This window comes from Kitasatospora sp. NPDC023118 (assembly GCF_055560875.1).
This window is the reverse complement of sequence record NZ_JBVHHW010000013.1, coordinates 139,944-153,026: the sequence shown is the minus strand read 5'-3', so window position 1 is coordinate 153,026 and position 13,083 is coordinate 139,944. Positions and strand designations below refer to the sequence as shown.

Below are 13,083 nucleotides of genomic sequence, written 5' to 3'. Positions count from 1 at the left end.
CTGGTCAACGGGGCTCGAAGTGGAAGGACCGGATGAAGCAGTCCCTGGGTTGGTCGACCGCGAAGGTCAGGCAGTCGAACAGGGCCTGCGCGGTGAGCCGTTCGCGCGGTCCCTGGTGGGCGCCGTCCCATTCGGCGGCGGCGGGGTCGGAGGTGGAGAAGTCCGGCGGGTAGAGCGCCATCACCCGCACCCCGGACGGCCGCAGCCGGCGCGCCAGTACGTCGGCGAAGCCGGCCTGGGCGGACTTCGCGGCGTGGAAGGCGTCGTGGGCGGGCGAGCCGTCGGCGGCGTCCAGGCCGGATACGGACACCATGTTGACGATGTCCGGGCGCTGGGAGAGCCGCAGCAGCGGGAGGAAGTGCTTCACCATCAGGACGGTGCCGGCGGCGGTCGCGCCGATCGTCTCCACGATCTGCTCGTCCGAGGCGTCGTCCAGGGCGACCCCGCCGAGCCAGCGGGCTCCGTTGTTGACCAGCAGGTCCACCCGGTCGGTCAACTCCCCTACCTGGCGGGCGAACCGGGCGATCTCGGCGGGCCGGCTCAGGTCGCACCCGAAGGTGTGGATCCGCTCCCGCGCCACCCCCTCGATCTGCCCGCCGACCACCTCCGCGGCCGCCTTCGTCCGCGCCGACACGAACACCTCGGCCCCCAGGTGGGCGAACCCCACCGCCAGCGACCGGCCGAACGGGCGGGACGCGCCGGTGACGACGACCCGCAGATTCTGGAATCTCATGGAAACGTCCCTCTGTGGTGCGGCCTGACGAAGGCACAGCGGCAGCCCTGCGGCGCGGATACGGGAAGGGCGGATGCGGGAAGGGCGGGGCACGGGCACTGTGCCGGCCGGCCCCGCTCGCGGCACGGACACCGCGTACGACCCATCGTTCCAGCCCGGTCAGCGCTGAAAGGCCGCTCACCACGGCGTGCCCCCGCCGTGGCGTGTGGCCGCCACGACGGGGCTGCCGAACTGGGCCGGTGCGGTTCGCTGGTCAGGCGGCGGGGCGGATTCCGTGCTCCGGGGTGAGGGGGAACGCACCGATCAGCCGGGCCCGCTTGTGCGGGACGGTGAGGCGGCCGAGGTGGCGGCCGCTCGACTCGACCGTGACGGCGGTGGGGCCGGCCGGGGTGAGGAACGGGGTGCCCGGAGCGGCGAGGTGGTGCGGGAGGGTGCCGGGGAGGGTGAGGGCAGCGGCGAGGCAGACGGCGCCGGTGAGGGCGAGGGTCGGGTGCCAGCCGGTGGGGGTGAGGGCGCGGACCGGCAGACCGGCGGGTTCCTGGCGGGTGAGCAGGGCGAGTTTGGGCAGGGCGCCGGCGGTGGGGAGGCCGAGGAGGGCGGCGGCGGCCGCGCGGATCGGGGCGAGGCGGGCGGCGACGGCGGGGCCGGCGGCGAACAGGGCGCGGCTGTCCGGGAGATGGAGCTCGGCGGCGTCGAGGAAGACGTACGGGTTGCCGAGCGCGACGAGGGAGGCGGTGAAGGTGCCGGCGGCGGTGCGCAGCACCTCGCGCGGGCGGCCGGTCGGCAGGAGGTCACCCGCGGCGGGCTCGTAGTGGAGGGTGAACTCCCCCGGCCCGCACGGCTCGGCCAGCAGCGCCCCGCCGCGGGCCCGCAGCCGGACCGGCGCCCCCGCCCGCACCCAGCCCCACCGCGCCGCGACCAGCGCCGCCGCGAGCCCCGAGTGCCCGCAGGCGGCGCCGAAGTCGAACCGCTCGGCCCGGCCGGGCAGGGCCTGGACGAAGCGGTAGTCGAGGTCGTACCCGGGCTGCCCGGACGGCCGGAGCAGGGCGAACTTCAGCACCCGCCCCGGCAGTCGCCGCCGGATCGCGGCGAGCGCGGCCCGCAGCCGCCACTCGTCGGCGGACAGCCGGGTGGCGTCCAGGACCAGCGTGGGGCAGGGCGCGCCCACGGCCTGGGCGAGGTGCGCGATCACGGTCGGGCCGATTCGCCGTCCGCCCAGAGCTGGTGGACCAGCAGCGCCCAGACCGCCCGTGCGGTGCTGTCGTCGGGGGTGGCGGCCTGCCGGTCGAGCAGGGCGGTGACGCGGTCGGGGCGCAGCCGCCCGTCGCGGCGGACCCGCTCGGGGGCGAGGACGTCCCGGGCGAAGGCGGTGAGCGGCTGTCCGGGCGCGAGCATGGCGGTGACGGGCAGGGTGAAGGGCTGCTTGGGCCTGCGGAGCACGGAGTCGGGGACGAGGCCGCGGGCGGCGGCGTAGAGCGGCTTCTTGACCCGGCCGCCGGAGACCTTGAGGTGCCCGGGCAGGCGGTGGGCGAGGCCACGGACGGCGGGCTGACAGTAGGGCAGCCGGACCTCGACGGCGGAGGCCATGCTGAGGTGGTCGACCCGGCGCAGGTGGTAGGCGGGCATCCGCAGGCCGGTCTCGAAGCGCCAGATCGCGGCCATCCGGTCCTCCGACTCCGGTAGCAGCGGCGACTCGTCCTCGTCCGCGACCAGTTCGGCCTGGTACTCGTCGGTGTACAACCGCCGCCGCAGTGCCCCCGGCACCGCCGCGACCTGGTCCAGGTAGGCGCCGGTCCACGGCTGCCCGGCCGGGGTGGCGACGGCGTCGCGGATCCGGTCGTAGCCGCCGAACAGCTCGTCCGCGCCGTCGCCGGTGAGCGCGACGGTGAAGCCCGCCGCGCGGACGGCGGCGAACAGGGCGTGGCTGGAGACGGTGATCGGGTCGGCGTTGGGCTGGCCGAGGTGGGCGACGGTGCGGGGCAGCAGCTCGGGCAGGGTGGCCGGGTCGAGTTCGACCTCGTGGTGGACGGCGCCGCAGTGCCGGGCGACCTCGGCGGCGTAGCGGCGTTCGTCGGCGGGCCAGCGGCCGGGGTGGACCAGGGTGAAGGTGTGCAGGTCCGGCAGGTGCTGTCCGGCGAGGGCGGCGACCAGTGCGGAGTCCAGGCCGCCGCTGGCGACCACGGCCACCGGCACGTCGGCCCGGGCGAGCCGCCCGACCTCCCGGTGGAGGACGGCCAGGGTGTCGCGCCCGGCGGCGGCCTCGTCCACCGGGAGTACATCACCGGCGGGCTCCGGGCGCCGGACGACGCGCAGCCCCGCCGTCCGGCTGAACCGCGCCACGGCGGCCGGCGGCAGGGTGCGCACGTGCCGGTACACGGTGCGCTCGCCGAGCGGCGTGCGGTGGCGCAGGTACTGGTCGAGGCCGGGCTCCCAGCGCTCGCTCCGCACGGAGGGGAAGGCGAGCAGCGCGGGCAGTTCGGAGGCGAACTGCAGGCCCTCGCCGTCCCGGTGGTAGTAGAGCGGCTTCATGCCGGACGGGTCGGTGGCGAGCAGCAGTTCGGGTTCGGCGGCCCGCAGGTCGAGCACGGCGATCGCGTACATCCCGTCGAGCTGCTCGACGAAGGCGGGCCCGTACTCGGCGTAGAGCGCGGGCAGGACGGAGCCGTCGCAGCGGTCGGGCACCCGGTGGCCGCGGGCGAGCAGGCGGCGGCGCAGTTCGGCGTGGTTGTAGATCTCGCCGTTGAACGCCACCAGGATGCCGTCCTCCAGGACGTGCCCGAGCCGGTACGGCTGATCGCCGCCGTGCGGGTCGGTGACGGCCAGCCGGTTGCAGCCGAGGGCCCAGCCGTCGCCGGTCAGGACGCACTGGCGGTCGGGTCCGCCGTGGTGCTGACGGGCCGAGACGCGGGCCAGGTCGGCCCGGCCGGCCGGGCCGCCGCCGAGCCGGCCGAAGATCCTGCACATCGCGTGCTCCCTTCCCAGGTTTCCCAGCCCAGTCATTGGGCCATGCCAAATCTTTGGCTGTCCTCATCGCGCCATGGCCGGTGTGCGCCAGCCGATTCCGTTGTGCACCGGCCCGCCGGACGGCGAAGCTGACGTGGTCCCGCCGAGAGGAGGCCTGATGACCGCGAGCCCCGCGCCCCGACGCGCCCTGGTCGTGACCGCGCACCCCGACGACACCGAGTTCTGTGTCGCCGGCACGGTGATGCGGTGGACCGCCGCTGGCACCGAGGTGACCTACTGCGTGCTCACCGACGGCGACAACGGCGGCTACGACACCGCCCTGCCCCGGCAGAGCATCGGCCCGCTGCGCCGCGCCGAACAGCGGGCCGCCGCCGGGTACACCGGGGTGCGGGAGGTGCGCTTCCTCGGCCATCCCGACGGCCGGCTGGAGCCCACCATGGAGCTGCGCCGGGACATCGTCCGGGTGATCCGCCAGGTCCGGCCGGAGGTCGTGGTGCTGCCCAGCCCGGAGATCAACTGGGCCCGGATCGCCGACACCCACCCGGACCACCGGGCGGCCGGCGAGGCGGCGCTGCGCGCCGTCTACCCGGACGCCCGCAACCCCTTCGCCCACCCGGAGCTGGCGGCGCTGGGGCTGGAGGCCTGGGAGGTGCCGGAGATCTGGCTGATCATGGGCCCGACTCCCAACCGCTTCGTGGACGTCACCGACCTGTTCGAACGCAAACTCGCCGCGCTGCGGCTGCACACCTCGCAGACCGCCCACCTGGACGACCTGAAGGTGCTGCTGCACCGCTGGCAGACCGAGCACGCCGTGGCCGGCGGCCTGCCCGAGGGCCGGCTCGCCGAGGCGTTCCAGGTGGTCCGGCTGGACTGAGACACCCGCCGTCCGCGTGGACTGAGACACCTGCCGTCCGCCTGGACTTGAGACACCTACCGGTAGATGACCAGTTCCTCACGGACGGCCCCGGCCAGCCGGTAGCGCTCCGGCCGGACCGGGCGTCCGGTGTACATCCTGATCAAGGTGCCCTCGTCGCAGCTGAGTTCGGCCGCCGCCCGGCCGTCGACGACATTGCCCATCACCCAGTCCCCGCACGGGGTGACCGCGCAGACCCGCGGGGTGAGGCGCTCGCGGCTGACGGTGGCGAGCAGGGCGAGCGCGTCCTCCATCCCGCGGCTCTCGTACGCCCCGGGGACGCCGAGCGCCTCCCGGACGTCCCCGGCGTGCACCCACTCGCCGAGCGCGATCACGTCCAGCTCACCGCCCGCCGCCTCGATGGCCGGGCCCGCCTCGGCCATGCCGGACTCCAGCTCGTCCAGGATCCGCCACACCGGCCAGTCGGCACGCTCGGCGACGTCGGCGGCGTTGTGCTCGGGGGTGAATCCGGGCAGTCGGCCCTCGACGATGCGCATCAGCGCGGCGCCGCAGTGGGCGAGCAGCTCGCGCACCGTCCAGTCCGGACAGGCGGTGGGCAGCTCGAACCGCTCCAGCGGGGTGTCGCGCAGCAGGGGCAGCAGGGTCTCGCGCTCGGTGCGCAGGAGTCTGCCCGGGCGTGCCGGGTCGCGGGTGGTGATCATGGGGCTCTCCCGTCAGATGGGACTGCTGATCAGTGGTCGGGCCTCGCGCTCCTGCGGGAGGCGGTCCTGCCCTCGGACAAGCCCGAGGTTGCGGTGGATCTCCAGGGCGGCGGTGGAGCGGTTCAGGGTGATGAAGTGCAGGCCGGGCGCCCCCTCCCGGAGCAGCCGCTCGGCCAGCCGGGTCGCGTGCTCGACGCCGATCCGGTGCGCCGCCGCGCGGTCGCCGCGGGCCGCCTCCAGCTGCCCGGCCAGACCCTGCGGGAAGGAGGCACCGCTCAGCTCGGCGAAGCGGGCGATCTGGCGGACGTCGGTGGCGGGCATGATCTCCGGGATGACCGGGGTGTCGCAGCCCGCCGCGGCGAGCCGGTCGCGCAGCCGCAGGTAGTGCTCGATCTCGAAGAACATCTGGGTGACGGCGTAGTCGGCGCCCGCCCGGCACTTGGCGGTGAAGTGCCGGATGTCGTCCTCCCAGTCCGCGGAGCGTGGGTGGCGCTCCGGGAAGGCCGCCACGCCGACCGAGAAGGCGCCGAACTCCTTGACCAGGTGGACCAGTTCGACCGCGTGGCGCAGGCCCTGCGGGTGCGGCTCCCAGGCGCCGTTCGGGTTGCCCGGCGGGTCGCCGCGCAGCGCGAGCACGTCGCGGATGCCGACGTCCGCGTAGCGCCGCAGGATGGCCTGGAGTTCGGCGGCGGAGTGGCCGACGGCGGTCAGGTGGGCCACCGGTCGCAGGGTGGTCTGCGCGGCGATCCGCTCGGTGGTCCCGATGGTGCGGTCGCGCGAGGAGCCGCCGGCGCCGTAGGTGACCGAGACGAAGGTCGGCGCGACCGCCTCCACCCGCCGGATCGCGGCCCACAGGGCGCGCTCGCCGGCCTCGTCCTTGGCCGGGAAGAACTCGAAGGAGTACGTCCGCTCGCCCGCCGCGAGGATCTCGCGCAAGCCGCGCGGGCCGCTCCGGGTGGTCTGGTCCATGGCTGTCACCTCGTGTGGTGGGGTCGGTCGGCTGTCCAGGACTGCGGCCGGCCCGGTACGCGGGCGGCCGCGCCAATCCTGCCGGTCGACCGCAACAGCACTGGCACAATGCGGACTTGAGGCCCGGTCGAGAGCCGTTGGAGGACGCGGCCGCCGCTCGGGACGAGGGCGGCGGCCGCGTCCGGCACGGGCGCGTTCGCCGAGCGTCAGTGGACGGCCGCGGTGAGGAAGCGCTCCTCGATGATCCGCAGCGTGCGCAGGTGGTCGACCTCCAGCGCGGTCATGTCGATCTTCCGGCCGCTGACCTGCTCCAGCAGGAAGACGAACTCGACGAAGGAGAGCGAGTCGATCAGCCGGTTCTCGATCAGGTCGAGGTCGGGGGCGATGTCGGTCCGCTCGGGGTGGCGCTTGAGGATCCAGGCCTTGATCGGCTGCAGGGTGTCGGACACGGTCGTACTCCTTTGTCGTGGTGCGAGTGGGGGTGGGGGCAGTGGATTCGAGGGCCTCAGGCGGCCGGGATCGGCGCGCCGACGGCGACGGCGTAGTCCACGTCGTGGCTGATGCTCACGGTGATCCCGCTGATGCCGGCCTCGGCGGCCAACCGGGCGGCGCGGCCGTGCAGTTCGATCAGCGGCCAGCCTCCGGCGGCCTTGCGGACCTCGATGTCGAGCCAGGGCAGGATGCTGTCGGCGACCCGCAGGGTCTTGAAGGCGGCCTCCTTGGCCGCGATCCGGCCGCACACGGCCAGCACGTTGATCCCGTCCTGGGTACGGCAGTCGGCCAGTTCGCCTTCGGTGAGCAGCTTGGCGAGGATCAGCTCGCCGTGCTCGCCGAGCAGTTCGCGCACCCGCCCGGCCGAGACGATGTCCATGCCGAGGTTGGCCCAGCCGGCGGGGGGCCCGGGCTCCGCGGCGGCGGTCATCTCAGACCGCCGTACCGGCCTGCCGGGCGGCCTGCTCGACGGCGGCGGTGGCCGCCTCCCAGCTGCCGTGCCGGCGGGTCAGGGCGGAGAGCCAGCGCTCCAGGCCGAAGGCCGCGCAGCTGGTGAAGGCCGCCTCGCCGGTACCGGAGACGGTGATGCCGCAGCGCTCGCCGAAGAAGTTGCGGTGCACGTTGACCGAGGCGATCGCCAGGCCGTCGTACAGGAACTCCCATTTGACCGGCGAGAGTTGCTGGAGCAGCAGACGGGCGCCGCCGCGGTCGTAGAACGGGTCGGTGGCCACCTCCTTGCGCAGCGGCAGGTCGAGCGCCTCGGCGAAGGAGGTGATCCGCTCGGTGAAGGCGCTCAGGTGCGCCTCGGTGTGCTCGCGCGAGCCGATGGCGATCACCTCGCGCATGTGGAAGCCGAGGATCCGGCGCAGGTCGTGGTACTCGGTCTCCTTGCGGAAGCACCGGCCGACCACGGTGACCAGGGTGCCGTCGGCGAGTTCGCGGCCGGCGTGGTGCAGGTAGACGGCGTAGCAGGCGGCCGAGGGCAGGGCCAGCGCGGCCGGTTCCAGCGCCTGGTGCGGGAAGGTGCCGGCGGCGGTGTCGAAGGGGTGCCCGGCGCGCGCGTCGAGGTCGAGCGGGGCGGCCAGGATCGCCTGGTGCGGGAAGTTGTCGTAGTAGTCGAGCCGGGCCAGGTCGGCGGCGGGCAGCAGGGCCGGCATGGTGAGCGGGGCGGCCCCGGCCCGGATGCCCCAGCCGGCGAAGGTGTCGTCGAGCAGGCGCAGCAGGGCGGTGGCCTCCGGCCCGAGGGCGAACAGGCCGCCGGGCTCGGCTCCTTGAGCCGGCCGGACCGGCTGGACCGGCTGGACCGGCTGGACCGGTGGTGCTTCGATGGGACTCATCGGTACCTCGTGGGGTCTCGGTGGTCGTGGGTTCTCAACAGGGGGCTCACAGGGGGGCTCAGCCGACCGGCAGGGTGTCGTCGGCGAACAGGCCGATCTTGCGGAAGAAGGCCATCGGCTTGCGGATCACCCGCCGCTCGGCCTCGCGCCGGCCCTGGTCGGCGATGATCGCGGCGCGCAGGGCGAGCGGGTCGGCGATCCCGGCGTCCCGGTAGATCTCCGGGTTGTAGAAGGAGTTGAGGCTGTAGACGATGTACCGCTTGACGTACGCCTCGACCTCGCGCAGTCGGCTCCCGTCCACCTTCTCGCACATCAATCCATAGAGGTGGGCGACCAGTTCGCGACCGAAGGCGATGTGCCGGGACTCGTCCTCGTGGTGGATCGCGTTGACCTGGCGGATGGTGCGGCAGAGCCGTTCGTCCTGCCCCATCGCCATGTTGTAGTGGTCGACCATCTCCTCGAAGAACAGGATCCGGGCGAAGACCAGGAAGTTCTCCACCTCCGGCTCGTGGCGCGGGGCGGCGAGCTTGAACGCCGGCGGCTGGTAGATCTTGCCGCCGTAGCGCAGACAGAACTCGGAGAAGAACCACATGTGTTCGTTCTCCTCGCCGATGAAGTGGTGGAAGAAGTCCGAGGGGACCTCGAAGCCCGGCGTGTGGATCCGGTTGACCACCTCGATGAGGAGTTCACGGATGCCGTGCACGTTCAGGCTGTAGAAGTTGATGCTCTCCCACTTGGAGAGGCGCTTGCGGGTGGCCTCGTCCAGCTTCGCCAGCTCGGCGGTGCCGGCCGGGGAGATGAGCTCGGGGCTCATCCACCACTGGTCCTCTTCGAGGCGCTCGGGCCACTCGAAGCGCTGGTACGGGTTGTAGTAGTCGTCGATGGCCTTCTGGGAGAGGCGGTCGAGGAGCTCGCGGAAGCGGTCGGTGACGCGGAGCTCGGGCGCGGTGGTCATGGTGGTCACTCCTGGTCGAGAGGTCCGAGAGGTCCGAGAGGTCCGAGAGGTCTCAGCGGCGGGCCTGGTAGACCGCGCTGACGGCGGTCTCGGCGGCGCGGCGCCAGCGGGTGAAGCCGGCCTCCTCGGCGATGGCGCGCAGGGCCTGCTCGCCGGCGTGGTTGCCGAGGGCGTGCGGGCCCTGCTGGGCGGCGGCCACCGGCAGGCACATCACGGCGGAGAGGCTCATGAACATCCGGCCGGCCGGGTTGCGGTTGTCGGCGAGGGCGGCGCGGGCGTTGGGTTCGACGATCATCCACACGCCGTCCTCGGCCAGCGCCTGGTGCGCCCACCGGGCGGCCGGGACGGGGTGGCCGAGGTCGTGCAGCACGTTGAAGTAGCTGACCAGGTCGTAGTCCCGGCCGGGGAAGGCGTCGGCGGGGGCGACCTCGAAGCGCACCCGCTCGGCGAGGCCGGCCTGCCGGGCCAGTTCGCGGGCGTGCTCGATCGCGGCGGCGGAGTAGTCGAAGCCGGTGAACTCGGCCTCCGGGAAGGCCCGGGCCATGATCAGGGTCGAGTGGCCGACCCCGCAGCCGACGTCGGCGACCTTGCCGCCGGCCCGCAGCCGGTCGGTCACGCCGTCCAGGGCGGGCAGCCAGTGCTGGACGAGGTTCGCCCGGTAGCCGGGCAGGAAGAAGGCGCCCATGCCGGTGTCCAGCGCGTCGTCGTGGTCGGACCACTCGACGCCGCCGCCCTCGCGGTAGGCGCGCACCAGCTGGTCCTCGGTGGCGTAGAGGGCCTTGAGGGCGGTGAAGAAGGCGGCGACGAAGGCCGGGTCGTCGGTGTCCGCCAGGACGGCGGCGTGCTCCTCGGGCAGCAGGTAGCTGCCCTCGGCGGGATCGTGCACCAGGTAGTCGGCGCTGGTCTGGGCGTGCAGCCACTCGGCGGCGTAGCGCTGGTCCAGCCCGGCCTTGGCGGCGAACTCCTCGGCGGTGAGCGGGCCGGCGCCGGCCAGCGCCCGGTAGAGGCCGAGGCGTTCGCCGAGCGCGACGGTCAGGCCGCGCACGGCCGCGGCGGCGTCGTCGATCACCTGGTCGCGGAAGGGGGTGGTCATGGGGAACCTCCGGGGCTCAGGATTCTTGATCAGGCCGGGTCGGCGGTGAACAGGAAGGACCGCGGCACGCCCGGCACGTCGCGGGCCACCACCGGGTACGGCCAGCGTCCGAACTCGGCGCCCTCATCGCCGGGTTGGCGCACCTCGCGGGCCCGCCAGCCGCACTCGGCGAGGAACTCCTCGGGCTGGTCGGTGCCGAACCGCCAGGGCGCGCCGTCCTCGGCGAGCGCGGACAGGAACGGCCGGGCCATCGGGTTGATCAGCGACACCCGGCTGGCGAAGTCGCCGAGCAGCACGCTGCCGTCGGCGGAGAGTTTGCGGACGGTGCCCAGCAGGCGGCGCACGTCCTCCTCGGCGAGGAAGAACATCAGGCCCTCGATCACCCACAGGGTGGGCTGGTTCGGGCGGAAGCCGGCCAGCAGCAACAGTTCGGTCCACTCCCCCGCGAGGTCCACGGCCACCGGGTGCCGGGTCAGGCCGGCCGGCGGCTCGGCCGTGCCGAGCAGCTCGTCCTTGGCCAACAGCAGGGCGGGGCGGTCGAGTTCGTAGACCTTGGTGCCCTCGGCCCAACAGTCCAGCCGGAACGGGCGGGTGTCCATCCCGGTGGCCACGAAGACCACCTGGCGGATGCCCCGCTCGGCGACCGCCTCGGCCACCGCCCGGTCGAGGTAGCCGGTGCGGATGGCCAGGTACTCGACGGTGCCGGCGCCCGCGTAGCGCTCCAGCAGGGTGAAGCCGGTGTCGGCGGCGACGGTGCGGGCGTACGGGTCGACGAAGACGGCGTCGGGCCGCTCGGACTCCAGCGCGCGGGCGGCGGCCGTCCACTGGGCGGTTTTCGAGACTGCTTCCATGGCCATGGGGTGGGCTCCCTGGGTCGAGACTGGTGGGGGCTGGTTCGCGCCGGGGCGTACGTCGGGATGTACGCCGCGGTTCACGCCGGGGTCTACGCCGCCGGGACGGGCCGCGCGGGGCCCGGGTGGACCGGGTCCACAGAGAGCGGCGTGCCGCCGCCGTTCCGGGCGAGGCGGCGCTCGAAGATGCTGTGCAGGATCATGCTGAAGACCAACCGGCCCTCGCTGTCGGTGAGTTCGCAGCGCGGCTGGACGATCCCGGTGGACGGCCGGCCGAACGAGGGGGCGGCGCCGACGACCCGCATCCGGGCGGTCAGCACATCCCCGGGCCGGACCGGGCGGTGGTAGCGGATCTCGTCCACGCCGGGCGAGCCGACGCAGGCGCTGTCGGCGAGCAGCCCGTCGACGTAACGGCGCATGAACAGGCCGGCGGTCTGCCAGCCGCTCGCGATCAGCCCGCCGTACGGCGAGGCGGCCGCGAGCTCCGGGTCCACATGGAAGGGCTGCGGGTCGTACCTCTCGCCGAAGGTGACGATCTCGTCCGCGGTCACGGTCACGGTGCCGAGTTCGAACACGTCGCCGGGCTTGAAGTCCTCGAAGAAGTACACGGATTCCCCCTGCCGTCGGCACCGGGCGGCGCTGGACGCACGGGCCCCGGTGCGGGCTGTTGAGACTCCCTCACCGTACGCAGCGGCCAATGATTTGGTCAACCCAAAAGAACGAGAGAGTCAGGAAAAGCGCCCAGGGCCCCGACCGGCGGGGGAGGCGTCAGACCAGGTCGGACAGGGCCTGCCCGAGGTCGCGCCAGAGGTCCTCGGCGTCCTCGATGCCGACCGACAGCCGGACCGTCCCCGGGCCGATCCCGGCCGCCCCGAGCTGCTCGTCGCCCAGTTCGCGGTGCGAGGTGGAGGCCGGATGGGTCACCAGGGTCTCCACCCCGCCGATGGACAGCGCGAGGCGGGCCAGCCGGACGGCCCCGATGAAGCGGCGGCCCGCCTCCCGGCCGCCGGCCAGGTCGAAGGAGAGCATCCCGCCGTAGCCGTCCAGCAGCCGGTCCGCCACCGCGCGGTCCGGATGCTGCGGCAGGCCCGGCCAGTGCACCGCCGCCACCGCCGGGTGCGCGGCCAGCCGCCCGGCCAGCAGTGCCGCGTTCTCACCGTGCGCGCGCATCCGCACCGCCAGCGTCTGCAGCCCGCGGATGGTCAGCCAGGCGGCGAACGGATCGGGGGTGGCGCCGAGTTCGACCGCGCGGGTCCACACGGCCCGGTGCAGCTCGCGGTCGGCGAAGACCGCCACCCCGCCCAGCACGTCGCTGTGCCCGGCCAGGTACTTGGTGCTGGAGTGCACCACCACGTCCGCGCCGTGCTCGATCGGACGGCAGAGCAGCGGCGAGGCCAGCGAGTTGTCCACCACCCCGAGCAGCCCGTGCGCCCGGCCGGCCGCCAGCAGCGCGGGCAGGTCGCAGACCCGGGTGGTCGGGTTGGCGATGGTCTCCAGCAGGAGCAGCCGGCTGTTGGGCCGCCGGGCGGCGGCGATCTCCCCGGGGTGCCCGGCGTCCAGGTAGCTGGTCTCGATGCCGTAGCGGCGACCGAGGTCGGAGAGCACCGAGTAGGTGCCGCCGTACAGGCACTTCTGGGCCAGCACGTGGTCGCCCGGCTGGAGCAGGGACAGCAGCACGGCGCTCATCGCACCCATGCCGGAGGCCGAGGCGATCGCCGCCGCGCCGCCCTCCAGCGCGGCCACCGCCCGCTCCAGGGCGCGCACCGTCGGGTTGCCGCGCCGGGTGTAGACGAAGTCGCCCTCCGGGCCGGCCATCGCGGCGGCGATCGCGTCCGCGTCGTCGAAGGCGAAACCGGTGGTCTGGTGGATCGGCACGCTCAGCGGGCCGGTCCGGCCCTCGGCGGCGGCGTGCACCACCAGGGTGCGGGGGTCGATGGACGGGAGTGAGGTCAAGGCGGCCGCCGGCGCGGCCGGTTCGAGAGTCGTCATGGCGCCAGAATGAGCCCGATCCCCCGGGTACTGGCAAGGGGTATCCCGAAATGCCCGGATGATTCCTCAGGATGACAGGGCTTTTGCTGTGACGTCCTGCACATACCCCACCCCCCTTTGGTAGT

At 73.7% G+C, this 13,083-nt stretch carries 14 protein-coding genes; 1 reads left to right on the top strand and 13 read right to left on the bottom strand.

Annotation, left to right across the window (positions count from 1 at the left end; all coding sequences use genetic code 11):
- Positions 1-4: 4 nt before the first annotated feature.
- From ACZ3UD_RS19070 to asnB, 3 genes are all read right to left on the bottom strand, one after another.
- Positions 5-733, bottom strand: a complete 729-nt coding sequence (locus ACZ3UD_RS19070; protein WP_465588509.1) for an SDR family oxidoreductase — start codon at positions 731-733, stop codon at positions 5-7.
- Between the two features lie 253 nt (positions 734-986).
- Positions 987-1,925: a PrpF domain-containing protein gene (locus ACZ3UD_RS19065; RefSeq protein ID WP_465588507.1), complete on the bottom strand. Its 939-nt coding sequence runs from the start codon at positions 1,923-1,925 to the stop codon at positions 987-989.
- Entirely contained in the window at positions 1,922-3,697 is a 1,776-nt protein-coding gene (gene asnB, locus ACZ3UD_RS19060) for an asparagine synthase (glutamine-hydrolyzing) (RefSeq protein ID WP_465588504.1), read from the bottom strand. Before asnB ends, ACZ3UD_RS19065 begins: the two co-directional genes overlap by 4 nt.
- A 157-nt stretch (positions 3,698-3,854) precedes the next feature.
- On the opposite strand from asnB, the gene ACZ3UD_RS19055 reads away from it, so the two are divergent.
- Positions 3,855-4,571 (top strand): PIG-L deacetylase family protein, encoded by a 717-nt coding sequence (locus ACZ3UD_RS19055; protein ID WP_465588502.1) that lies wholly within the window; start codon positions 3,855-3,857, stop codon positions 4,569-4,571.
- 56 nt (positions 4,572-4,627) lie between these two features.
- Here the strand turns inward: ACZ3UD_RS19055 and ACZ3UD_RS19050 are convergent, their stop codons facing one another.
- The 10 genes from ACZ3UD_RS19050 to ACZ3UD_RS19005 form a co-directional block, all read right to left on the bottom strand.
- Positions 4,628-5,272 carry a maleylpyruvate isomerase family mycothiol-dependent enzyme gene (locus ACZ3UD_RS19050; protein WP_465588499.1) on the bottom strand — a complete coding sequence of 215 codons (645 nt, stop codon included), beginning with the start codon at positions 5,270-5,272 and terminating at the stop codon, positions 4,628-4,630.
- A gap of 12 nt (positions 5,273-5,284) precedes the next feature.
- Positions 5,285-6,241, bottom strand: a complete 957-nt coding sequence (gene metF, locus ACZ3UD_RS19045) for a methylenetetrahydrofolate reductase [NAD(P)H] (RefSeq protein WP_465588497.1) — start codon at positions 6,239-6,241, stop codon at positions 5,285-5,287.
- Between the two features lie 206 nt (positions 6,242-6,447).
- A complete protein-coding gene (locus ACZ3UD_RS19040) occupies positions 6,448-6,690 on the bottom strand; it encodes an acyl carrier protein (RefSeq protein WP_393026934.1) in 243 nt (80 codons plus the stop codon).
- A gap of 56 nt (positions 6,691-6,746) precedes the next feature.
- On the bottom strand, positions 6,747-7,163 hold the full coding sequence (locus tag ACZ3UD_RS19035) for a holo-ACP synthase (protein WP_465588494.1): 417 nt from the start codon (positions 7,161-7,163) through the stop codon (positions 6,747-6,749).
- Between the two features lies 1 nt (position 7,164).
- Positions 7,165-8,070, bottom strand: coding sequence for a class-II aminoacyl-tRNA synthetase family protein (locus ACZ3UD_RS19030; protein ID WP_465588492.1), 906 nt, complete (start codon positions 8,068-8,070; stop codon positions 7,165-7,167).
- Positions 8,071-8,128: 58 nt separating this feature from the next.
- Complete coding sequence (locus ACZ3UD_RS19025) at positions 8,129-9,025, bottom strand: diiron oxygenase (RefSeq protein WP_465588489.1); 897 nt, start codon at positions 9,023-9,025, stop codon at positions 8,129-8,131.
- A gap of 52 nt (positions 9,026-9,077) precedes the next feature.
- Positions 9,078-10,118 carry a class I SAM-dependent methyltransferase gene (locus ACZ3UD_RS19020; RefSeq protein WP_465588486.1) on the bottom strand — a complete coding sequence of 347 codons (1,041 nt, stop codon included), beginning with the start codon at positions 10,116-10,118 and terminating at the stop codon, positions 9,078-9,080.
- A 29-nt stretch (positions 10,119-10,147) separates the two neighbouring features.
- The gene (locus tag ACZ3UD_RS19015; protein WP_465588483.1) at positions 10,148-10,975 is read right to left on the bottom strand and encodes a class I SAM-dependent methyltransferase; all 828 of its coding nucleotides are present in this window, start codon (positions 10,973-10,975) and stop codon (positions 10,148-10,150) included.
- Positions 10,976-11,061: 86 nt separating this feature from the next.
- On the bottom strand, positions 11,062-11,577 hold the full coding sequence (locus ACZ3UD_RS19010) for a MaoC family dehydratase (RefSeq protein ID WP_465588480.1): 516 nt from the start codon (positions 11,575-11,577) through the stop codon (positions 11,062-11,064).
- 160 nt (positions 11,578-11,737) lie between these two features.
- Complete coding sequence (locus ACZ3UD_RS19005) at positions 11,738-12,958, bottom strand: trans-sulfuration enzyme family protein (RefSeq protein WP_465588477.1); 1,221 nt, start codon at positions 12,956-12,958, stop codon at positions 11,738-11,740.
- Between the last annotated feature and the right edge of the window lie 125 nt (positions 12,959-13,083).